General features: G+C 60.7%; 19 protein-coding genes. 5 read left to right on the top strand and 14 right to left on the bottom strand.

Annotation, left to right across the window (positions count from 1 at the left end; translation table 11 throughout):
* Positions 1 to 7: 7 nt before the first annotated feature.
* The 5 genes from rlmH to ACGKZZ_RS02145 form a co-directional block, all read right to left on the bottom strand.
* Complete coding sequence (rlmH, locus tag ACGKZZ_RS02165) at positions 8 to 481, bottom strand: 23S rRNA (pseudouridine(1915)-N(3))-methyltransferase RlmH (RefSeq protein WP_411221784.1); 474 nt, start codon at positions 479 to 481, stop codon at positions 8 to 10.
* A gap of 1 nt (position 482) precedes the next feature.
* Entirely contained in the window at positions 483 to 848 is a 366-nt protein-coding gene (gene rsfS / locus ACGKZZ_RS02160) for a ribosome silencing factor (RefSeq protein WP_411221783.1), read from the bottom strand.
* Positions 849 to 1,001: 153 nt separating this feature from the next.
* The gene (locus ACGKZZ_RS02155; RefSeq protein ID WP_411221782.1) at positions 1,002 to 3,350 is read right to left on the bottom strand and encodes an aldehyde dehydrogenase family protein; all 2,349 of its coding nucleotides are present in this window, start codon (positions 3,348 to 3,350) and stop codon (positions 1,002 to 1,004) included.
* Between the two features lie 34 nt (positions 3,351 to 3,384).
* Positions 3,385 to 4,362, bottom strand: coding sequence for a deoxyribose-phosphate aldolase (deoC, locus tag ACGKZZ_RS02150; RefSeq protein WP_411222193.1), 978 nt, complete (start codon positions 4,360 to 4,362; stop codon positions 3,385 to 3,387).
* A 126-nt stretch (positions 4,363 to 4,488) separates the two neighbouring features.
* The gene (locus ACGKZZ_RS02145) at positions 4,489 to 5,226 is read right to left on the bottom strand and encodes a hypothetical protein (RefSeq protein ID WP_411221781.1); all 738 of its coding nucleotides are present in this window, start codon (positions 5,224 to 5,226) and stop codon (positions 4,489 to 4,491) included.
* Between the two features lie 34 nt (positions 5,227 to 5,260).
* Between ACGKZZ_RS02145 and ACGKZZ_RS02140 the strand changes: the two genes are divergently transcribed.
* A complete protein-coding gene (locus ACGKZZ_RS02140; protein WP_411221780.1) occupies positions 5,261 to 5,953 on the top strand; it encodes a 4'-phosphopantetheinyl transferase family protein in 693 nt (230 codons plus the stop codon).
* A 54-nt stretch (positions 5,954 to 6,007) separates the two neighbouring features.
* Complete coding sequence (locus ACGKZZ_RS02135) at positions 6,008 to 8,908, top strand: error-prone DNA polymerase (RefSeq protein ID WP_411221779.1); 2,901 nt, start codon at positions 6,008 to 6,010, stop codon at positions 8,906 to 8,908.
* A gap of 53 nt (positions 8,909 to 8,961) precedes the next feature.
* Here ACGKZZ_RS02135 and ACGKZZ_RS02130 read toward each other — a convergent pair whose 3' ends face one another.
* From ACGKZZ_RS02130 to ACGKZZ_RS02095, 8 genes are all read right to left on the bottom strand, one after another.
* On the bottom strand, positions 8,962 to 10,146 hold the full coding sequence (locus ACGKZZ_RS02130; RefSeq protein ID WP_411221778.1) for an aromatic amino acid transaminase: 1,185 nt from the start codon (positions 10,144 to 10,146) through the stop codon (positions 8,962 to 8,964).
* Entirely contained in the window at positions 10,139 to 11,002 is an 864-nt protein-coding gene (sseA, locus tag ACGKZZ_RS02125) for a 3-mercaptopyruvate sulfurtransferase (RefSeq protein ID WP_411221777.1), read from the bottom strand. Before sseA ends, ACGKZZ_RS02130 begins: the two co-directional genes overlap by 8 nt.
* 73 nt (positions 11,003 to 11,075) lie before the next feature.
* Positions 11,076 to 11,549, bottom strand: coding sequence for an SsrA-binding protein SmpB (gene smpB, locus ACGKZZ_RS02120; RefSeq protein WP_411221776.1), 474 nt, complete (start codon positions 11,547 to 11,549; stop codon positions 11,076 to 11,078).
* Between the two features lie 153 nt (positions 11,550 to 11,702).
* Positions 11,703 to 13,247, bottom strand: coding sequence for an alanine/glycine:cation symporter family protein (locus tag ACGKZZ_RS02115; RefSeq protein ID WP_411221775.1), 1,545 nt, complete (start codon positions 13,245 to 13,247; stop codon positions 11,703 to 11,705).
* 19 nt (positions 13,248 to 13,266) lie between these two features.
* Positions 13,267 to 13,701: a universal stress protein gene (locus tag ACGKZZ_RS02110; protein WP_411221774.1), complete on the bottom strand. Its 435-nt coding sequence runs from the start codon at positions 13,699 to 13,701 to the stop codon at positions 13,267 to 13,269.
* A 216-nt stretch (positions 13,702 to 13,917) separates the two neighbouring features.
* A complete protein-coding gene (locus ACGKZZ_RS02105; protein ID WP_411221773.1) occupies positions 13,918 to 14,655 on the bottom strand; it encodes a metallophosphoesterase family protein in 738 nt (245 codons plus the stop codon).
* A gap of 66 nt (positions 14,656 to 14,721) precedes the next feature.
* Positions 14,722 to 16,317, bottom strand: coding sequence for a phosphoglycerate dehydrogenase (gene serA, locus ACGKZZ_RS02100; RefSeq protein ID WP_411221772.1), 1,596 nt, complete (start codon positions 16,315 to 16,317; stop codon positions 14,722 to 14,724).
* A gap of 100 nt (positions 16,318 to 16,417) precedes the next feature.
* Entirely contained in the window at positions 16,418 to 17,596 is a 1,179-nt protein-coding gene (locus tag ACGKZZ_RS02095; RefSeq protein ID WP_411221771.1) for a phosphoserine transaminase, read from the bottom strand.
* Positions 17,597 to 17,815: 219 nt separating this feature from the next.
* Between ACGKZZ_RS02095 and serB the strand changes: the two genes are divergently transcribed.
* On the top strand, positions 17,816 to 18,706 hold the full coding sequence (serB, locus tag ACGKZZ_RS02090) for a phosphoserine phosphatase SerB (RefSeq protein WP_411221770.1): 891 nt from the start codon (positions 17,816 to 17,818) through the stop codon (positions 18,704 to 18,706).
* Here serB and ACGKZZ_RS02085 read toward each other — a convergent pair.
* Positions 18,678 to 19,676, bottom strand: a complete 999-nt coding sequence (locus tag ACGKZZ_RS02085; protein WP_411221769.1) for an asparaginase — start codon at positions 19,674 to 19,676, stop codon at positions 18,678 to 18,680. The genes serB and ACGKZZ_RS02085 overlap by 29 nt on opposite strands.
* A gap of 175 nt (positions 19,677 to 19,851) precedes the next feature.
* On the opposite strand from ACGKZZ_RS02085, the gene ACGKZZ_RS02080 reads away from it, so the two are divergent.
* Together ACGKZZ_RS02080 and rlmN are read left to right on the top strand one after the other, a co-directional pair.
* Positions 19,852 to 20,382, top strand: a complete 531-nt coding sequence (locus ACGKZZ_RS02080; RefSeq protein WP_411221768.1) for an invasion associated locus B family protein — start codon at positions 19,852 to 19,854, stop codon at positions 20,380 to 20,382.
* A gap of 110 nt (positions 20,383 to 20,492) precedes the next feature.
* Complete coding sequence (rlmN, locus tag ACGKZZ_RS02075; RefSeq protein WP_411221767.1) at positions 20,493 to 21,680, top strand: 23S rRNA (adenine(2503)-C(2))-methyltransferase RlmN; 1,188 nt, start codon at positions 20,493 to 20,495, stop codon at positions 21,678 to 21,680.
* Positions 21,681 to 21,712: the final 32 nt, after the last annotated feature.

Below are 21,712 nucleotides of genomic sequence, written 5' to 3'. Positions count from 1 at the left end.
TCGCGGATCAAACCCGATGATAGGGCGACCCGGCGGCGATCGTCGCGGCGCGATACAATTGTTCGGCCAGCATCACCCGAACCAGCTTGTGCGGCCACACCATCTTGCCGAACGACAGCAGAAGATCAGCCTCGGACCGTAAAGATGGATCAATCCCGTCCGCGCCGCCGATCACAAACGCCACATCGGATCGGCCTTGATCCGCCCACTTGCGCAATTGGTCGGAAAAATCCGGCGACGACAAAACGCGGCCACGCTCGTCAAGACACACCGTGACACTGCCGGAAGGCAAGGCATCCCGCAGCAGCACCGCTTCCGCTGCCAAGCCGCCGCCCTTCTTGTCCTCAACCTCGACCTCGGTTCCGGTGCGCCAGCCAAGAGCGCGCCCGGTCTGACCAAAGCGCGCCATGTAATCGTCGACGAGGGCACGTTCTTCAGAGCGGCCCGCAAGCCGCCCTACGGCGCGCAGATGAACGCGCATGTCAGTTGGCCTGGGCCGTCCCCGCCGGGAGCCACATCTTTTCCAACTGGTAGAATTCCCGGACTTCGGGCCGGAACACGTGAACGATCACATCGCCAGTGTCGATCAGCACCCAATCACCGGTTTCCTTGCCTTCGATCTTGGCCAGAACACCGTGGTCCGCTTTCAGCTTGTCCACCAGTTTCTCGGCGATCGAAGACACCTGACGGGTCGAGCGACCGGAGCAGATAACCATGTAATCGCCGATTGACGTCTTACCGCGCAGGTCGATCTGCACGATTTCCTCGGCTTTGCTGTCTTGAAGTTCCGCAAGAATTGCCGCGAGCAACGCGTCGCTGGCAGTTCGGTTTCCGGGCGTGCCGTTCATCGGCAGACCCCCGTGTGTGGCATGAGCCACATCGGTATGAAGAGACAGGACATCGTCCTCCTAATAAAGCGCGCCGATACAATTCTGGCGCTGGATGCATTCAAATTAACATCGCCCATGCGGTTTCTCAATGACTGCGACAAAATAGGGCACTCAGGCGCCATAGGGCACCCAGACCGTCTTCACCTCTGTGGCTGCATCAAGAAAGACCACGCCTTCACCATCCGCGCCCATCCAGTCGCGATTTCGGCCGTTGTTGACCCACGTGCGCTTGAGGTTCTGCGCCGCGCCTCTTTCGATCTCGGCTGAAAGATCGGAGGACGAGAAAGACCAAACGGCCTCGACATCCATATGACTGGCCAGCGTCGGCACAAGCTCTGCATGACGACCCGTTAGAATGTTGACCACGCCGCCGGGTACATCGGACGTGTCCAGGATTTGATAAAAATCGGTCGCCGCCAGAGGATAGGGCTCGGACGCAACCAGAATCACCCGGTTCCCCATCGCTAGGGCCGGTGCCAATACGGACACCAACCCAAGCAGCGGATGATCGTCCGGGCAAAACGCACCGATCACACCGCAGGGTTCTCGCATCGCCAGGGCGACTCCACGCAGCGGAACCTGCGCGACCCGCCCGTCGAACTTGTCTGCCCAGGCTGCATAGGTGAACAGCCGGTTCACCGACGCATCAACTTCACTCGCGCCGGAACGGCCACCGGTCATTCGGTTGAGCGACTTGGCGAATTCGTCTTTGCGCGCCGCAAGGTTCTCGGCGATGTAGTAGAGGATCTGGGCTCGCAGATGCGCCGTCGTCGCCGCCCAACCTACGGCACCGCGCGCCGCCTCGACAGCGTTGCGAACGTCCTTGCGATTGGCCAGTGGCGCTTGCCCGATCAACTTGCCTGGCTTGGTGAAAACTTCGTAGGCATAGCCGCCATCGGGGCGCGCCTGCTTGCCACCGATATAAAGTTTTGCCGTCCGGTCTACCGCTTGCGGCTCTGTATCGGACCCGCTGCTGAACCCTTCGATCCGTCGCAGGGCCTTGGTCGTACCTGACGGCCTGGTGTAGACCATCATTCCTTCCGGCCCCCCCTCACGCCCGAACCCGCTTTCGCGCAGACCTCCAAACGGGGCGGCAGCATCGAACATGTTTGTGCCGTTCACCCAAACGACCCCAGCGGCGAGTTTCGGCGCGATGTCCAAGGCGACGTTGATGTTCTCGCTCCACAGCGTCGCCGCCAGCCCGTAACGCGTGTTGTTGGCAACCTCGACCGCCTCGGACGGCGTGCGGAAGGTTGTTCCGACAAGCACAGGACCAAAGATTTCTTCCTGCATCAGGGGATCGGCGCTGCTTAAACCGGTGATCAGCGTCGGCGGATAAAAGCAACCGCTCTCCGGCATTTCGCACGCTGCCTGATACGTTTCGCCGGCGGAATTGTCCGCAACCAGTCGCTTGATCGTCTCCAGCTGCTTGGGATCGACGATAGCCCCGACGTCAATTGATTTGTCCAAGGGCGAGCCGACGCGCAGCTTGTCCATCCGTGTGCGCAGCTTGGTATAAAACCGCTCCGCCACACCTTCCTGCACCAACAGCCGCGACCCGGCGCAACAGACCTGGCCCTGATTGAACCAGATTGCATCGACCAGACCTTCGATCGCGGAATCCAAGTCGGCATCTTCGAACACGATGTAGGGAGATTTCCCGCCAAGCTCGAGTGTCAGCGACTTGCCACTGCCTGCCGTCGCCTCGCGGATGCGCCGCCCGACCGCCGTCGATCCGGTGAACGCGACCTTGTCGACGTCGGGATGCGTGACAATCATCTCGCCGACCGCTCCATCTCCGGTCACGATGTTGACCACGCCTTTGGGAAGCCCGGCCTGTCGACAGATATCCGCAAACAGCAGCGCCGTGAGCGATGTATATTCCGCCGGTTTCAACACCACCGTGTTGCCCGCCGCCAGTGCAGGCGCCACCTTCCAGGACAGCATCAGGAGCGGAAAGTTCCAGGGAACAACCTGACCGCACGCCCCATGCGCGACGCGCCCGGCACATTGCGTCTCGAACAGCTGCGCCTGACCTGCGTGATAATAGAAATGCCGCTGCGCCAAAGGGATGTCGATGTCGCGGCTTTCGCGGATCGGCTTGCCGTTGTCCAAGGTCTCGAGCACGGCGAACAGGCGTGCATGTTTTTGCAACAGTCGCGCCAAAGCATAGATATAGCGCGCGCGTCCCGGCCCGCCCAGCTTTGCCCAGCCCGCCTGCGCCTTGCGGGCCGCCGCGACCGCCGCATCGACATCGGCCTGGCTTGCCTGAGTGATTTGGGCCAGAACCTCACCTGTAGCGGGGTTTCGGCTTTCGAACACCTCGCCGGGTTCGGTCATCGTCCCGTCGATGAAATGGCCGAACCGAGCCCCCTGATCGACCACCCACGCCAAGGCATCTCCGGCGCTCTCGGGTGCCGTTCCATAGTCCATGCTCTCGAAAATCTCTTGCACGCTCATGGCTTCTTCTCTTCAAAAATATGCAAATTCAACATCAGCCGATGGGATGACGCCACGAGGCCGAATACGCCCCGGTCACATGGTGTTCCAATTGACGTTCGATATCACCCAAAAGCGACGACGCCCCGAACCGGAAAAGGTCGTTTTGCAACCACCTGTCGCCAAGTTCTTCCTTGATCAGAGCCAGATAGACCAACGCATCCTTGGCTTTCGAAATTCCGCCCGCAGGCTTGTAACCGATACGAATGCCGGTTGCTTCGAAATACTCGCGGATGGCGCGAATCATCACGAGTGATACCGGCAGCGTCGCGTTCACGCTTTCCTTGCCGGTCGAGGTCTTGATGAAATCCGCGCCCGCCATCATGCAAACAAGCGACGCCCGCGCGACATTCTGCAACGTGCCCAATTCACCCGTCGCCAGAATGGCCTTTACATGCGCGTCACCGCAGGCTGCGCGAAACGCTTGCATTTCGTCGTAAAGCGCCTGCCAGTCGCCGGTGAGCACATGACGCCTCGAAATGACGATGTCGATCTCGCCAGCGCCGGCTTTTACGCTCTCTCCGATTTCCGCCAGCCGCAAATGAAACGGGGACAGGCCCGCCGGAAAACCGGTGCTCACGGCGGCCACCGGAATGCCCGACCCATCCAAAGCGTCCACCGCAGACGCGATCATGTCGTGATAGACGCAGACCGCTCCAACGGTCAGACCTTCCATGCCCAGCGCCTTCAACAGATCGCTGCGCACAGGCTGACGCGCCTTGGCGCAAAGCCGGTTGACCCGGCCAACCGTATCGTCCCCCGCCAATGTCGTCAGGTCGATGCACGTGATCGCCCGGCACAGCCACGCCGCCTGATACTCTTTCTTCACAGATCGCCGCCCCGGCAGCGATGCTGCACGGCGTTCGATCGCGGAGCGATTCGCCGTCGCCCGCATCACCCAGTCCAGATCCAGCGGCATTCCCGGATTGCGCGGATCAACGGTTTGCGGCAAATGCGCGGCCTTGGTGTGCATGTCTGTCTGGGTACCTGTCGCGGTTGTGTGCATGAATGTGTCCAAATAGCCTGAGGTCGATGCTGACATGCGCCTGCCACAACGGCAAGGACTACGCCGCGTAGGACGCATGATCCATCGGCCTGTTTACCTGATCAAGTTCGAAAACCAGCGTTTGAACCCGTTTTTCTGCGGCCGCAGGATCGGCAGATGCAGGATGCGCGCCTTGGGCTGATCGGAGTAGATCACTTCGGACCCCTCAAAGACGCGCTTGTTGAATTGCGGCGGCAGGACGTAAAACCGCAAATCCGCATCCCACAGCAATTCGCGAAACGTCACTTGATCGACACGAAACCCGGCCTCGTCAAACGCGCGCGCCCAGGATTCGAAAAAGGCGGTTGTCTTGTCGTTCTTGCGATACAGCAACACGCCGGTGTTGATCTCGGGAAAACTTTCCGGCAGTTCCTTGCGCCACACTTTCAAATGGCGGGGCCGGTGCCAAAGCACCACATGCGCGCCGCACAGATCGAAGTTTTGCAACAGGCCGAACAACGGCGACAGATCGGCGCGAATGATGGTGTCGTTGTCCAGAAACAGCGTTTCCTGAAACGGGCTGTCCTGCAACACCGCCGTTTTGGGTCGCTTCAACCCGTCGGGAATTACGAATGATCCGTCAAATCCGCTGGTATCATCGCCTGCTGAACACCAGATCACACAAGGCAGATCGGGATTGTGCTTTTTGACCGAAGCGGCCGACCGGCGTGCCACATCCACATGGGCCTTGCCCCACGCAACATAAACCACACCGCGCTGTGCCTGTTCGTCCGCCATCGTCACCTCTGCCGCTTGACGCCCTGCCGCGCCTCGTGTCTGCACTATCATCATGTTGCGCCAAACACAGCCAGATCACAGCGGTTTTTTGACCGATATCGCAACCCGTTCCCTGACCGGGGGCGCGCTCTTGCTGACGGCGCAATATCACCCCGACCGGTTTCACCCTGATCTTTTCTTCGTTTCGGGCATGGACGTTCCTTCGCGCATCGCGCGGGCGGTTCCGAAACGGCAGGCCGAATTCCTCGCCGGGCGACTATTGGCGCGGCACGGCCAACGTGCCTTGGGCCTTTCGCCGGACCCTGTGGGCACCGCCGACTCCCGTGCTCCCGTCTGGCCTTACGGCCTTGTCGGCTCCATCACCCATGCGCGCGGGCGTTGCGCGGTACTCATCTCCACGGACGCGCAGCAAAGCCACGGGATAGACACCGAGCAGATCGCCGAGGGCGACAGCCTGAAGGCCATCCTGTCGCAAACCCTGTCCGATCGCGACAAGGCGCTGCTGTCGAAAACCGAAACCGCCCGCGACGCGACACTGGCCTTTTCCGCCAAGGAAACCCTGTTCAAAGCGCTTTATCCGCAGATTGGCCAATTCTTTGGCTTCGACGCTGCTGAACTGGCCGAACCGCCGGGGCCGGATACGCTGCGCCTTCGCCTGACGGCGGATTTGTCCAGAACTTTCCTCAAAAACCAAACCTTCCTGATTCATCACGCGACAGGCGATACCCATGTTCTGACATGGCTCTCCGTTCCTATTCCCCGAGACCTTACAAACACTTAACAGATAAAAATCGAATCACTGGAATTAGAACAAAATAAGAACATAAAAAGGGACATGTTCGCCGAGCTGTCGATCACGTCCAACTTCACCTTCCTCACCGGGGCGTCCCACCCCGAGGAGTACATGGATCGTGCCGCCATGCTGGGCCTGTCGGCCATTGCCATTGCCGACACAAACACGGTCGCGGGTATCGTGCGCGCCTGGACCGAAGGCGAAACGATCAGGCGACAGTTGCGGGAACGCGCCAGCCTGGAGGCAAAGACCGGCATCATCGGCCCGCCCGTTCCGGATCACCTGAACCATCGCCGCTCGCATATCCTGACCGATGTGCCGCGTCTCATCCCGGCGGCGAAGCTGGTTTTCGACAGCGGGCTCGAACTCACCGCGCTGGCCCGCACGCGGCAGGGCTGGGCAACGCTTTGCCGCCTGCTCACCACCGGCCGCCGCCGCGCGCCGAAGGGAAGCTGCCATCTGACGCTGGACGATCTGATGGCTGGCGCGAAGGGTCTGGAACTGCTTCTTCACCCTCCCGCCCCCACGATGCCGCGCGGCGCGGATGATTGGCTGACACAGGCACAGCGGCTGACGCGCCGCTTTGGCGCGCAGATGCATCTGCTGCTGGCTCCTCGATATGACGGGTGCGACAGGGCGCATTTCGCCCGGACCGCCGCGCTGGCCGACAGGCTGAACCTGCCCACCATCGCCTCCGCCACCCCCATCATGCACCAAGGCCGCCGCCGCCGCATGGCCGATGTGCTCAGCGCCATCCGCCAGGGCTGTCGCGTCGACGAGCTTGGCACGCAGGCGCTGGCAAATGCCGAGCAGCGTTTGCGCAGCGAAGCGGACATGCGTCGTCTGCTTGGCCCCCATGCCGATGCCGTGGAGCGCGCCGCACGGTTGGCCGAGCGCTGCCAATTCGACCTCGGTCAACTGCGCTACGAATATCCAAGCGAGATTACGGGGCGCGAAACCGCGACCCAGCGGCTCGCCCGGCTCGCTCATGAGGGGCTCAAATGGCGCTACCCCTATGGCGCGCCCGAGAAGGTGAAGAAGCTCCTCGCGCATGAACTCACCCTGATCGCCAAGCTGAAATACGAACCCTATTTCCTGACCGTGCGCGACATCGTCGCCTTTGCACGCGAACGGGGCATCCTGTGTCAGGGGCGCGGATCAGCGGCCAATTCGGTGGTCTGCTATGCCTTGGGCGTCACCTCCGTGTCTCCAGAGATCGGCACCATGGTGTTCGAGCGTTTCGTGTCCGAAGCCCGCGACGAGCCGCCCGATATCGACGTCGATTTCGAACATGAACGTCGCGAGGAGGTGATCCAGCACATTTACGACCGCTACGGCCGTCACCGCGCCGGGCTTTGCGCCACCGTGATCCACTATCGCGGCAAACGCGCCATCCGCGAGGTCGGCGCTGCGATGGGGCTCAGTCAGGACACCATCGGCGCACTCAGTTCTCAGCTCTGGGGGTTCTTCTCGTCCAACGGGCTGGAACGACAGCGGATGCAGGAGATCGGCCTCGATCCGGACGATCACCGCCTGACACAAACGATGGATCTGATCTTCGAGATCATCGGCTTTCCCCGACACCTCTCCCAGCATGTCGGCGGCTTCATCATCACCGAAGGACGGCTTGACGAACTGGTGCCGATCGAAAACGCCACGATGGAGGATCGCACCGTCATCTGCTGGGACAAGGACGATATCGACGCGCTGGGCATCCTCAAGGTGGATGTGCTTTCACTCGGGATGCTGTCTTGCATCCGCAAATCCTTTGACCTGCTCGCCCAACATCATGGGCAACGCTATACGCTTGCCACCCTGCCCTCCGAAGATCCGGGCACCTATGACATGCTCTGCCGTGCTGACAGCATCGGGGTGTTTCAGGTCGAAAGCCGGGCGCAGATGAACTTCCTGCCCCGGATGCGCCCGCGCTGCTTTTACGATCTGGTGATCGAGGTCGCCATCATCCGCCCCGGTCCCATCCAGGGTGACATGGTTCATCCTTATATCCGCCGCCGCAACGGCGAAGAAGAGGTGAACTTTCCCTCCGACGAGTTGGGCGCGGTGCTGGGCAAGACGCTGGGCGTGCCACTGTTTCAGGAACAGGCGATGCAGATCGCCATCGTCGGCGCGGGCTTCACCCCCGAACAGGCCGACCGCTTGCGCCGGTCGCTTGCCACCTTCAAGAAACACGGGAGCGTCAGCGAATTCCGCACCCTCTTCATGCGCGGCATGCGCAACAACGGCTATGACGAGGATTTCGCAGAACGCTGCTTTTCCCAGATCGAGGGCTTCGGCTCCTACGGTTTCCCCGAAAGCCACGCCGCCAGCTTCGCGCTGCTGGTCTACGCCAGCGCCTGGATCAAGCGCCATCACCCCGGCATCTTCGCCTGCGCGCTTCTCAACTCCCAGCCGATGGGCTTTTACGCCCCCGCCCAGATCGTGCGCGATGCGCGTGAACACGGTGTCACCGTCCTGCCCATTTGCATCAATGCAAGCTTCTGGGACAATGTGATGGAACCCGATGAACATGGCGGCCTCGCCTTGCGGCTCGGCTTTCGCCAGATCAAGGGCATTTCCGAAGAAGACGCCACATGGATCGCCGCCGGACGCGGCAATGGCTATCACAGCGTCCATGACCTCTGGCGCCGCGCCGGTCTCGATCCGGCCACCATCGCGCGGCTGGCCGAAGCGGATGTGTTCCAGGGCACCGATCTGACCCGCCGTCAGGCTCTCTGGGATGCCAAGGCGCTCAGCACGCGCAAGCCGTTGCCGTTGTTTTCGGGCACGCTTGATGACGAACTGATCCATGAGCCCGCCGCCCTGCTGCCTGAAATGACCGAAGGCGAACAGGTGGTCGAAGATTACGTCGCCATGCGCCTGACGCTTCGCCGGCATCCGGTGGCGCTCTTGCGGCATCTGCTGACGCCGCAAGACGCGCGGTGAAACATCAATCCCCGGAAACCGGCGGCAGCAGACAAGCCGCCATCAATTGGCGATCAGATCCCCACCGCGATCATAGCTTTGGCCACGATCGGCACCGTGTTCTTGTTCAGTCCGGCGATGTTCAACCGCGAATCCCCGACAAGGTAAATGCCGTGCTCATCGCGCAAACGGTCCACCTGTTCGGGCGTCGCCCCAAGCCGGGAGAACATGCCGCGATGTTGTGCGATAAAGCCAAATCGGTCCGAACCGGACAACCGTCGCAATTCATCCGCCAACTGCTCGCGCAGCGCCAGCATTCCGGTCCGCATCTCCTCGACCTCGGCCTTCCAGTCGGAGCGCAAGGCGTCGTCCTCCAGAACCATCGTCACCAGACGCGCACCGTGATCGGGCGGAAAAGAGAAATTCTGCCGGTTGAGGTAAGCGAGCGTGCCCTGATTCAGCTTCTGCTGGCCCGCGTCCTGCGAGACCAACATCAGGATGCCGGTGCGTTCGCGGTAGATGCCAAAGTTCTTCGAACAACTCGCCGCGATGATTGTCTCGGGCACAGAAGACGCAATCAGGCGGGTTGCCGCCGCATCTTCCTCAAGCCCGTCGCCAAAGCCCTGATAGGCGATGTCGACCATCGGCGTCGCGCCGTTCTTGAGCAGCAGATCAACCAGCGCCTGCCATTCGGTCATGTTCAGATTGGCCCCCGTCGGGTTGTGGCAGCAGCCATGCACCAACACCACGTCGCCCTTTTTGGCCTGCGCCAGATCTTCCATCATGCCATTGAAATCAACGCCGCGCGTCTCGTCGTCGAAATAGCGATAGGGCACCATCTCCATGCCCATATGCTTGAGGATCGACAAATGGTTGGGCCATGTCGGATCGCTGACGAACACACGGGCATCCGGGTTCGCCATGCGCACGAGATCAAATCCCTGACGCACCGCGCCGGTGCCGCCGGGTGTCGCGGCTGCGGCCACCTGCTCCCGCGATACCGCATCGCCCAGAACCATCGCGATCATCGCATCGGCAAAAGCCGGATCACCGGCAAGTCCGGTATAGGCCTTCGTCTTCTCGGCTTCCCACAATTGCTGTTCTGCCGATTTGATCGCGCGCATGATCGGCGTGTTGCCGGAGGCATCCTTGTAGACACCGACTCCAAGGTCCACTTTCACCTCGCGCGGATCGTCGCGATAGGTCTGCACCAAAGCCAGAATCTTGTCTGCGGGTTGTTCTTTCAGCGTTTCAAACATCGTCGTCTCCAGTGGCTACGGGCAGCGTCGGGGACATTCCCCACTCGGTCCACGAGCCGTCGTAAAGGGAATGGTCGTCCTTGCCCATGCGCTCCAGCGCCAGCGACAGGATTGCCGCCGTCACGCCCGAGCCGCATGTGGTGATCACCGGCTTGCCCAGATCCACACCGGCCGCTTCAAAAATCGCGCGCGTCTCTTTGGGCGATTTCATCGTCTGATCATCGTTCAGCAGGCTGGAATAATGGACGTTTTTCGAACCCGGAATATGCCCTGCGCGCAACCCGGCGCGGGGTTCCTCCTCTTCACCGCGAAACCGTCCGGGCGACCGGGCGTCGATGATTTCATAGTCACGCAGTTTGCAGGCAGCCGACACTTGCGTCACGTCCTTGACCAGATGGGCCTGACGCCGCACCGTGATGTGCCGGTCGCGCACCATCGGCGGCAGATCCTCGATCTCGCGTCCTTCGGCCACCCATTTCGGCAAGCCGCCATCCAGAACCGCCACGTCCTTCTGGCCCATCAACTTGAACAGCCACCAGACGCGGGCGGCAGAAAACTGCCCCGACCCGTCATAGACCACGACCTGATGGCCATCGCCCACACCCATCGCCCGCATCCGCGACGCGAATTTCTCGATCGGCGGTGCCATGTGTGGCAGGTCGGAGCGGCTGTCGGAGATGTCGTCGATATCGAAAAACCGCGCGCCGGGAATGTGGCCCGCATGGTATTCTGCCTTGGCGTCGCGACCGCTCCCCGGCATGTAACACGATCCATCCAGGATACGCAGATCGGGGTCGCGCATATGCGCGGCCAGCCATTCGGTGGAAACAAGGGTTCTCGGATCGTCCTGTGCCATCACGCGCGCCTTCGAAGCTACAAACGCGTCCTGCATAAGTGGGCGGCGCTCGCTCCGCAAGGCAAAGGCTGCGTCAGCCGGCGTTCTTGAGCAAACGTTGCTTCTGGCGACCCCAGTCGCGCTTGGCCGAAGTTTCGCGCTTGTCGTGGTTCTTCTTGCCCTTGGCGATGCCGATCTTCATCTTCGCCACGCCCTTGTGGTTGAAGTAAAGCACCAGTGGCACAAGCGTCATGCCCTTGCGCTGGGTCTCGTTCCACAGACGCGACAATTCCTTGCGCGACACCAGCAACTTGCGCCGCCGCCGCTCCTCGTGGGGAAACATCGCGCGATCATAGGGCGCGATATACGAGTTGACCAACCACAGCTCGCCGTCATCGACCGCTGCATAGCTTTCGGCGATGTTGCCGCTGTTCTCGCGCAGCGATTTGACCTCGGAGCCTTGCAGCACGATTCCCACTTCCAGATCGTCCTCAATGGCATAGTCGAACCGCGCCCGCCGATTTTCGGCGATCACCTTGTAGTTCGGGTTGTCCTTGGGCTTTGCCATTACAGCGGTCTCCTTGGTCCGCGAAGGTGACTGATATAGGAACTGCGCGGCCTTTTGAAACCACTTTTCCGTCTGCAAAGAAAACAGGGCGGACCCGGAGGCCCGCCCATCACTTACTACTGTACGACCCGTCTGGCACGTTCGCGCCGTGCCCTAGACGAATTTCCGGATCTCACCTGACTTGAGACGTGACCAATAGCTGTTCAGCTCGCGCTTCACGATCGGCATCAAGACGTAAAGGCCGATGATGTTGACCACCGCCATTGCAAAGATGGCCGCATCCGAGAAGTCGATGACAGGGCCAAGGCTGGCCGCGGCACCTATGATCACGAACACGCAGAAGATGACCTTGAAGACCAGTTCCTGCGTTTTTCCCTCTCCGAACAGATAGGTCCATGCTTTCAGGCCGTAATAAGACCAGGAGATCATCGTCGAGAACGCGAACAGAATGACCGCCAGCGCGAGGATATACTTGAATCCGCTGAACGATGCCGAGAACGCGGCCGATGTCAGAGCCACACCCGAAACGTCGCCGATCGTCTGGATCGACGTTCCTGCCTCGTTGAGGAGGTAGTTCCCGGTATTCGGATCGGCGATCAACTGGCCGGTGATGGTGATCACAAGCGCCGTCATCGTGCATACGATCACGGTGTCGATCAGCGGCTCGAGCAAGGACACAAAGCCTTCTGTGATCGGCTCTTTGGTGCGAACCGCAGAGTGCGCAATCGCGGCCGACCCGACCCCTGCCTCGTTCGAGAACGCTGCCCGCTTGAAGCCCTGGATCAACGCGCCGACAAAACCGCCGGCCACGCCAAGTCCGGTAAAGGCACCGGCAAAGATCTGACCGAACGCCCATCCGATCTGATCGAAGTTGATCAGCAGAATGATAAGCGCCGTTCCGACATACAAGATACCCATGATTGGAACAACCTTTTCGGTCACCCGCGCGATGGATTTCAATCCACCCACGATCACGGCAAACACGATACCTGCAAAGATGACGCCGGTGATCCAGCCGGGATAAGACCCCAGAACATTGGTCAACTGGGCATGGGCCTGATTGGCCTGGAACATGTTGCCGCCGCCCAGCGACCCGAGAATACAGAAGATCGAGAACATGATTGCAAGAAACTTGCCACCGGGCATGCCACGCTCGGCAAAGCCTTTGGTCAGGTAATACATCGGGCCGCCCGACACCTTGCCGTTGGCGTATTCGTTGCGATACTTCACGCCCAGCGTACATTCGGTGAACTTGGTCGCCATACCCAGAAGACCGGCGAGGATCATCCAGAATGTCGCGCCCGGCCCGCCGATCCCAACGGCCACCGCAACGCCCGCGATATTGCCAAGACCGACCGTGCCCGACAGCGCTGTGGCCAACGCCTGAAAGTGACTGACCTCACCGGCATCGTCCGGATCGGAGTAATCGCCCTTGACCAAGGCAATCGCATGGCCAAACGCGCGAAACTGGATGACTCCGAAATAAATGGTGAAAATCACCGCCGCGATCACCAGCCAGCCAACGATCCACGGAAAGCTTGTGCCTGGGAAGTTGCTGAAGATCAGGTTGACGAACCAGCCGGTAGAACTGGCAAAAATGCCGTTGATGGTTTCGTCGATGGATTGCGCCGACGCTGACGTCGCGGCGACGGTCGTAAGAGACGCGGTCAGAGCCGCAGATGACAGAAATCGTTTCATTACACTTTTTCCTCTGCGCTCAGGGGACAATGGTACACGCCACCGGCGCGATCTGGACAAGGGATCCGGCAACCGACCCGAACACGCGGGTCGCCAGACCACCGTCCCCGTCACGCCCGACAACCATCTGCGTCGCGCCCGTCTGCCGCGCGACCTCGCACAAGGTTTTGGCGATATGGCCGTATTTGATCATTGTCTCGACGGGCACGCCCGCCTTCGAAATGGTCGCCTTGAGCGGCGACATCAGCGCGGCCTCCGCCCGCTCGATCTCCTCCCGGCGGCGTCCGTGACGCTCTTCGAGCTCTTCGGGCGTCAGGAAGGAATAGGCCGACCATTCTAACACATGCACGACCAGAACGCTTCCATTCTGCGCAGTGGCCTGTCGCACGGCAAAATCTATAGCGCGCTTGGCCACATCACTGCCGTCATATCCGACGACTATTTTTTCAGACATCTTGTCCCCCCTGATTGAACCGGCTCTAAAGCCGGATAGGTCAGGCTAGCACCAAGAGGGCAGAAAATTGTCCTGTAAATTGGCACAGGGCAAATCATTTAGGAAAAAAGTATCTTTTATGCAGGCCGAATGCACTTTTTCGCCGTTTATAACAGCCCTTTGTATTCCCGAGAATCTCGTTTCGCGCCACCTTCAGGCGTGACATCGCGCGGCCTGTCAGCGCCGTGTGTGCAAGGGCTGACGACCTTTGGAAGTCAGATTGAACACCTCGTCACCCTCAAATACCGCAACGCTCAATGGTCGCCCATAGCCAGCGCCAGTGTCTAGGTTGATGCGGTTGGAATAACGCTCGGGCCGGTCAACCGGAGTATGCCCGTGAACGACCACCGCGCCATGGCCTCGGGGGTCGTCGTGGAACTCGGACCTGATCCACAAGAGATCATGCTCGTCCTGCTGCTCCAGAGACACGCCGGGGCGGATTCCGGCGTGGACGAAGAAGTAATTCTCTTGTCTGTGCCAGAGTTTCAAGCCCCGCAGGAAATCCTTGTGCTCCTCGGGCACAACCTCGTGCAATGCCCGCGCCAGATCGCGCTGACGCACACCATCAGGTCGCCCCATTCCGTAGGATTGAATGGTCTCGAGGCCGCCGATGTTGTGGTGAAACCAGTGATAGCCGACCAGCAGATGCGGATCGGTGCGCGGCCCGTCGGGATGCAGAAACCATTCAAAGAACCGGTCGTGATTGCCCTTGAGACAGATCCAGTCCTGCCCCTCGGCGCGGCCCGTGACGAGCGTGTCAAGAACACCCCGACTGTCTGGCCCTCGATCCACGTAATCGCCCAGAAACACGATCCTCGCATCGTGCCCGCCGTCAGCTTCGATCCAGCGCAGCGCCTTGTCGAGCAAGCGAAGCTGGCCGTGGATATCTCCGATTGCGTAAAGAGCGCGTGTCATACGCGCTCTTTGACATGGCATATCAACAGGTGCAATCCGCGCCGGCAAAGCTCAGCCGCGATTGGCTCAGGCGACGTCGAATTGAAGCGGTTTGACCTGCCGGAACATGCCCGTCTCTTTCAGCTTGCTCACAACATTGGCCGGAACAGGCTCATCGACATAAAGCAGCGCAATCGCCTCGCCCTTTTCGGCCGAACGGCCAAGGGTGAAGTTGGCGATGTTCACGTTGTTCTCACCCATCGTCATTCCCAACGTCCCGATAATACCGGGCATGTCTTCGTTGGTGGTGTAGATCATATGCGCCCCGATCGCGGCGTCTATATTGATGCCCTTGATCTGGATAAACCGCGGCTTGCCGTCGCTGAACACCGTGCCGGCAATCGAACGTTCGCGCGTCTCGGTGACAACGGTCAGCTTGATATAGCCGTCGAACGCGCCCGATTTCGCCTGATTGGTGGTCGAGATGTTGACCCCTCTCTCGCGCGCGATCACCGGCGCAGAAACCATATTCACGTCCGGGTTCACCCGCTTCATGATCCCCGCGATGGCGGAACAGTTCAGCGCATCGAGGTTCATTTCCGCGACCGAGCCGTCATAGAGGATGTTGATCGCCTTGATCGGCTCGTCCGTCATCTGGCCGATAAAGCTGCCCAGATGATCGGACAGTTTGATCCACGGTCCCATGACCTTGGCTTCTTCGGCAGTAACCGACGGCATGTTGAGCGCGTTTTCCACCGCACCGGTCAACAGGTAGTTCGACATCTGCTCGGCTACTTGCAACGCCACGTTTTCCTGCGCCTCGGTGGTTGCGGCACCCAGATGCGGAGTGCAGACCACGTTCGGCAGATCGAACAGGGGGTTCTCCGTCGCTGGTTCTTCGGCAAACACATCAAACGCCGCGCCCGCGACATGGCCGGATTTCAGGAGTTCCGCCAGCGCCGCCTCGTCCACAAGGCCGCCGCGGGCGCAGTTGATGATCCGCACGCCCTTCTTGGTCTTGGCAAGGTTCTCCGCCGACAGGACGTTGCGTGTCTGGTCGGTCAGCGGAACATGCAGCGTGATGAAATCGGCGCGCGCCAGCAAGTCGTCAAGCTCGACCTTTTCAATCTGCATCTTGGCGGCCTTTTCCTCGCTGAGATACGGATCGAACGCCACGACCTTCATCTTGAGCCCGCGCGCCCGGTCACACACGATGCCGCCGATATTGCCCGCGCCGATCACACCCAACGTCTTGCCGGTCAGCTCCACGCCCATGAACTTGGATTTTTCCCATTTGCCCGCCTGGGTCGAGGCGCTCGCCTCCGGAATCTGGCGGGCAACGGCAAACATCATCGCGATGGCGTGCTCGGCGGTGGTGATCATGTTGCCAAACGGCGTGTTCATCACGATCACGCCCTTCTGCGACGCCGCCTCCTTGTCGATATTGTCGGTGCCGATCCCGGCACGGCCGATCACCTTGAGCTTGTCCGCCGCCGCCAAAATCGTCGGTGTGACCCTGGTGGCAGAGCGGATTGCAAGCCCGTCATACTGCCCGATCACCTCGGCCAGTTTGTCCTTGTCCTTGCCCAGATCGGGCTGGAAATCCACGTCAATGCCGCGGTCGCGGAAGATCTGCACGGCGGCGTCGGAAAGCTTGTCGGAAATGAGTACACGGGGGGCCATGATGCTGGTCCTTTGATAGCTCGCGAAGATGGGCACACGACCCGGCCTGCGAATGAGTTGAACGGAGAAGGGAGTGCGGGCAATTTGCCCGCCTCTGAATTCAGGCGGCTTGTGCCAGAGCGTCGAGTTCAGCGTGAAACGCCCAATCAAGCCACGGCAACATCGCCTCGATGTCCGAAGTCTCGACCGTACCACCGCACCATATGCGCAACCCGGCAGGCGCATCGCGATACGCCCCGACATCCAGCGCCACACCTTCGGCTTCGAGCCGCTTGGCGACCGCCTTGGCAAACGCCGCGCCATCGGAGATCCGGTCATCGGTGAATTTCAGGCACACAGAGGTGTTCGACCGCGTGGCCGGATCGTCTGCCAGATTGGCGATCCAGTTATTGGCCTCGCAAAAATCGAAAATCGCCTGCGCATTGGCATCGGCCCGCGCCACCAGCCCCTCAAGCCCGCCAACAGACCGCGCCCATTCAAGCGCTTGAAGATAGTCTTCGACCGCCAGCATCGACGGCGTGTTGATCGTTTCACCGACGAAAATGCCCTCGATCAGCTTGCCGCCCTTGCTCAGGCGGAAAATCTTCGGCAGGGGCCATGCAGGCGTGTAGCTTTCCAACCGCTCTACCGCACGGGGGCTCAGGATCAACATCCCATGCGCCGCCTCTCCGCCCAGCACCTTCTGCCAGGAAAACGTCGTCACATCGAGCTTGTCCCAAGGCAAATCCTGCGCAAAAGCGGCACTGGTCGCATCGCAAATGGTCAGGCCGCCACGATCCGCCGGGATCACATCGCCATTCGGCACGCGCACACCGGACGTGGTTCCGTTCCATGTGAACACCACGTCGGTGTCATAATCCAGACCCGCCATGTCGACGATCTGGCCATACTCGGCCGTCTTCACCTCGGCGTCGATCTTGAGCTGCTTGACGACATCCGTCACCCAGCCGGCACCAAAGGATTCCCATGCGACCATCGTCGCCTTGCGCGCGCCAAGGAGCGACCACATCGCCATTTCGACCGCGCCTGTATCTGATGCCGGTACGATGCCGATCCTGTAATCGTCGGGAACGCCCAGAATGGCCCGCGTCTCGTCAATCGCGGCCTTCAACTTGGCCTTGCCGACAGCCGCACGATGCGACCGGCCCAAAGGCGCGTCAGCCAGGTTCTGCAATTTGAAAACGGGGGGTTTGGCACATGGGCCAGAGGAAAAACGCGGATTCGCCGGAACGGCGACAGGTTTCGTGACCGGCCGCGTTGCCGGTTGTGACATAGCCATTGATGCTATCCTTCCAGATAAGCGCCCTTCGTTGGGGAAGGGTGTCCCACTGATGTGCTTAAGCGGCAGAGGGGCGTCGCACAAGTCGGAAAATGAGTGCAAAGCGACGTTTTTTCTCGCCGCGTGGCTCAGGGAACCGAAACGCCCTTCGGGCAAACCTTTCCAAGTGGTGCCATGCTCTCTAAGAGACGACCGGCAATATTGTTGAGGATGCCTTTGATGTTCACCGTCACCCTGATCGCCAAACCCGGTGCACTTGATCCCGCCTTGGCCGAAGCGCTGCGCAACGCGTGGGGCGGCGGCGAACTCGCGTGGCTCTCCCCGGACGAGGCGGCGGAATTTCCGATTCCGTCCCGCCCCGACACCGCCGAGGACAGCTGGCGCGCCCTTCAGGATCAAGGCGTCGATCTGTTGATACAGCCAGCCGAGGGACGCCGTAAGAAAATGCTGCTGGCGGATATGGACAGCACAATGATCCAGCAGGAGTGCATCGACGAATTGGCCGAAGTCGCCGGCGTCGGCGCGCAGGTCAAGGAAATCACCGCGCGCGCGATGAATGGCGAACTGAATTTCGAAAACGCCCTGCTTGAACGTGTGGCGTTACTCAAAGGCATGTCGGACAGTGTCATCGACGACGTTCTAGCCAGCCGAATCACCCTGATGCCCGGAGGCGCAGTGCTGTTGGCCACGATGAAGGCAAACGGCGCTCATGCTGCGCTGGTCTCCGGCGGGTTTACCGCGTTCACGACCCGTGTTGCGACGCTGTTGGGATTTGACGAATCCCGCGCCAATACCCTGCTGGTCGAGAGCGGCGCCTTGACCGGCGACGTGGCCCGCCCGATCCTTGGCCGTGACGCCAAGGTTGCCGCGTTGGAGACCATCACCCAACAGCTTGGCATCACGCCGGACGATGTGCTGGCGGTCGGCGACGGGGCCAACGATCTGGGCATGTTGCAGCGTGCCGGTGCCGGTGTCGCACTGCACGCCAAACCAAGCGTGCAGGCAGAGGCCAAGCTGCGAATCAATCACGGCGATCTGACCGCGCTGTTGTACCTTCAGGGCTACAGCCGCGATGCCTTTGTCACGCCAGAAGGCCCGGCGCCGGTTTGATCTGACCTGTTTCCAACCCGTCCCAGTTGCGGATCACCGGATTGAGGAACGCCATCACATCAGGGTGCTCTGCATCCAACACATCCAGACGCACCAGCAGTGCCGCGATTGCACATTCGGCAGCACGCGTCGCGCCATCGGCGGCCTTGACCGCAACGCCCAATCCGCGCTCGGGCAGGATCGCGATGAAAAATCCCTCCGCCCCGGTTTTCAGGGCAACCGGCTCCTTGGCTGCGCGCATCAAGCGCGTGCAGGCCCGCCCCTCACCTGCCACCAATTGCGGGTGCGTGTGCATCGCTTCGGTCAATCGAGCGGCAGCGGCGCTCATCGCATCGGACCGCTGACCGGCTGTCGCAAACCAGGCCATCGCGCGCGCCATGCCGTGCATCGTGGTGGCAAAGTTGGGCGCCGAACAGCCGTCGATGCCAAAGCCGGGACTGGCCTGATCCGTCACGGTCTCGAAGGCATCGAGGCACGCGCGCTGCACCGGATGATCCGGATCGACATAGTTCGGCCCCGCGCCCAGATGCTGCGTCAACGTCAGAAACCCTGCGTGTTTGCCCGAACAATTGTTATGCACCCGACACGGGCTTTCATGTGCGCGGATCATCTCGATCTTGAGGTCGGTGTCGCGACTCACCTGCGGCCCACAGCACAACGCATCATCGCCCAGACCCAGATCGGAGAGCCAGCGGTTCACACGGTCCACATGCTCGGGCGCGCCCTGATGCGACGCACAGGCAAGCGCCAGTTGCTCTGTCGTCAATCCGCGTGCATCCGCAGCACCTGACGCCACCAATGGCAGAGCCTGAAGCATCTTGGACGAGCTGCGCGGCAAAACCACTGCATCCGGGTCGCCCCAGGCTGTCACGATCTGCCCCGAGCCGTCACAAATCACGGCATGACCGACATGCGCGCTCTCCATAAACGGGCCGCGCCAGATTTCGGTCAGAGCTGCTGGTTGAGTCATGTAAACACTCCCTCACAAATGGGCGATTTTCTGCCAATTGGGCTTTAATCGGCTTCGTATTTCAGGCTATTCTCACAGGGTCGAGAAGAAAGTTGCAGTGACATAAATAGACAACAAACCGAAACTGCGACATAGCAAACCTGTTGAGGCAATGGACGGTCTGGAGGCTGTACGCATGAATTCATGGATTGGCGGAGCGATCATCGGCGCTATGGCGTTGGTATCGGCCAGTGCAGGTGTGGCGCAGGAAACGAGCACCAACCGCGTGAACGCGATTACCGATTGGAGCGTGTTCGAAGGAACGGACCCGCGCGAATGCTGGGCGGTCACCACCTATAAGGAAAGCGTGAACACCAAGGACGGCCGCGTCGTGGCCGTCACGCGTGGCGAGATCCTGTTGATGGTGTTCTACCGCCCCGGAGCCGAGGTGCAGGGCCAGCTTGCCTTTACCGGCGGCTACCCGTTCGCGCCCGGATCAACCGTCAACGTCAATGTCGGCGGCACCGAGTTCGAGCTGTTCACCGAAGGCGAATGGGCCTGGCCTGCCACCCCGCAGGATGACAGCAAGATCGTCACCGCGATGAAGCGTGGCGCCAATGCGATCCTGACGGCCCGCTCGTCTCGGGGAACGATCACCAAAGACACGTTCTCGCTTTTGGGCTTCACTGCCGCCGTCGAAGACGCCGAGCAGCGCTGCAAATCCTGACGCGGTGTCCCCGCTGCGCCTGATCGCCGCCTTTTCCAAAGGCGGCGCTTTTGCTTTTGCGTCCGAATCCTATATGTGAGCCATCTGGTTTCTCGAAAAAGGCACAGCCCATGACCGGCTCCGCTCCGATCACCCAAGACGTTCTGACCATTCCGCGCAAGGTGCCGGAAGGGGGCAAGACGAATATCGTTGGCCTCACGCGCCCCGCCTTGCGCGAGGCTTTGATCGCAATGGGCACGGCTGAGAAGCAAGCCAAGATGCGTGTGAACCAGATCTGGCAGTGGGTTTACCAATGGGGCGTGCGCGATTTTCACGCCATGACCAACCTTGCCAAGGGCTATCGCGCCGAACTGGACGAGGTGTTCGAGATTGCGCTGCCCGAAGTCGTGTCGAAACAGGTTTCCGACGACGGCACGCGCAAATATCTTGTACGCATCGCCGGCGGGCACGAGGTCGAGGTTGTCTACATCCCCGAATCCGATCGCGGGACGCTTTGTATTTCCTCTCAAGTCGGCTGCACGCTGACCTGTTCGTTCTGCCACACCGGCACGCAAAAGCTTGTGCGCAACCTGACGGCAGGAGAGATCATCGGTCAGGTCATGCTGGCGCGCGACGATCTGGGCGAATGGCCCGAACCGGGCGTCGGCACGGGCGAAAACGGTCCGCGCCTGCTGTCGAACATCGTGCTGATGGGCATGGGCGAGCCGCTCTACAATTTCGACAACGTCCGCGACGCGATGAAGATCGCGATGGACGGCGAGGGCATTGCCTTATCCCGCCGCCGCATCACCCTGTCGACCAGCGGCGTCGTGCCGGAAATCGCCAAGACCGCGCAGGAAATCGGCTGTCTGCTGGCGGTGTCGTTCCACGCCACGACCGACGACGTGCGCGACAAGCTGGTGCCGATCAACAAGAAATGGAACATCGCCACCCTGCTTGACGCGCTGCGCGACTATCCCAAGAATTCCAATTCCGAGCGGATCACTTTTGAATACGTCATGCTGAAAGGCATCAATGACAGCGACGAAGACGCCCGTCGTCTGGTCAAGCTGATCAAGGGCATTCCGGCAAAGATCAACCTGATCCCGTTCAACGAATGGCCCGGCGCGCCCTATGAACGTTCCGATTGGGCGAGGATCGAATCTTTTGCGGACATCATCTACAAAGCTGGATATGCCTCCCCGATCCGTACTCCGCGCGGCGAAGACATCATGGCCGCCTGCGGTCAGTTGAAATCGGCCACCGAACGCGCCCGCAAATCCCGCGCACAAATCGCAGCCGAGACCGAGGCCAGCTAAGCCATTCTCGCCATTGCGATCCTGACAAGGAT

The sequence above is a fragment of the Marivita sp. S2033 genome, from assembly GCF_046592965.1.
Lineage (GTDB): Bacteria > Pseudomonadota > Alphaproteobacteria > Rhodobacterales > Rhodobacteraceae > Marivita.
The sequence above is the reverse complement of the archived record's forward strand: the minus strand, read 5'-3'. Positions and strand labels throughout refer to the sequence as shown.

Coding starts and splice junctions, on each gene's coding strand:
- rlmH (WP_411221784.1), bottom strand. CDS start 481: ATGCGCGTTCATCTGCGCGCCGTAGGGCGGCTTGCGGGCCGCTCTGAA.
- rsfS (WP_411221783.1), bottom strand. CDS start 848: ATGAACGGCACGCCCGGAAACCGAACTGCCAGCGACGCGTTGCTCGCG.
- ACGKZZ_RS02155 (WP_411221782.1), bottom strand. CDS start 3,350: ATGAGCGTGCAAGAGATTTTCGAGAGCATGGACTATGGAACGGCACCC.
- deoC (WP_411222193.1), bottom strand. CDS start 4,362: ATGCACACCAAGGCCGCGCATTTGCCGCAAACCGTTGATCCGCGCAAT.
- ACGKZZ_RS02145 (WP_411221781.1), bottom strand. CDS start 5,226: ATGATGATAGTGCAGACACGAGGCGCGGCAGGGCGTCAAGCGGCAGAG.
- ACGKZZ_RS02135 (WP_411221779.1), top strand. CDS start 6,008: ATGTTCGCCGAGCTGTCGATCACGTCCAACTTCACCTTCCTCACCGGG.
- ACGKZZ_RS02130 (WP_411221778.1), bottom strand. CDS start 10,146: ATGTTTGAAACGCTGAAAGAACAACCCGCAGACAAGATTCTGGCTTTG.
- sseA (WP_411221777.1), bottom strand. CDS start 11,002: ATGGCACAGGACGATCCGAGAACCCTTGTTTCCACCGAATGGCTGGCC.
- smpB (WP_411221776.1), bottom strand. CDS start 11,549: ATGGCAAAGCCCAAGGACAACCCGAACTACAAGGTGATCGCCGAAAAT.
- ACGKZZ_RS02115 (WP_411221775.1), bottom strand. CDS start 13,247: ATGAAACGATTTCTGTCATCTGCGGCTCTGACCGCGTCTCTTACGACC.
- ACGKZZ_RS02110 (WP_411221774.1), bottom strand. CDS start 13,701: ATGTCTGAAAAAATAGTCGTCGGATATGACGGCAGTGATGTGGCCAAG.
- ACGKZZ_RS02105 (WP_411221773.1), bottom strand. CDS start 14,655: ATGACACGCGCTCTTTACGCAATCGGAGATATCCACGGCCAGCTTCGC.
- serA (WP_411221772.1), bottom strand. CDS start 16,317: ATGGCCCCCCGTGTACTCATTTCCGACAAGCTTTCCGACGCCGCCGTG.
- ACGKZZ_RS02095 (WP_411221771.1), bottom strand. CDS start 17,596: ATGGCTATGTCACAACCGGCAACGCGGCCGGTCACGAAACCTGTCGCC.
- serB (WP_411221770.1), top strand. CDS start 17,816: ATGTTCACCGTCACCCTGATCGCCAAACCCGGTGCACTTGATCCCGCC.
- ACGKZZ_RS02085 (WP_411221769.1), bottom strand. CDS start 19,676: ATGACTCAACCAGCAGCTCTGACCGAAATCTGGCGCGGCCCGTTTATG.
- ACGKZZ_RS02080 (WP_411221768.1), top strand. CDS start 19,852: ATGAATTCATGGATTGGCGGAGCGATCATCGGCGCTATGGCGTTGGTA.
- rlmN (WP_411221767.1), top strand. CDS start 20,493: ATGACCGGCTCCGCTCCGATCACCCAAGACGTTCTGACCATTCCGCGC.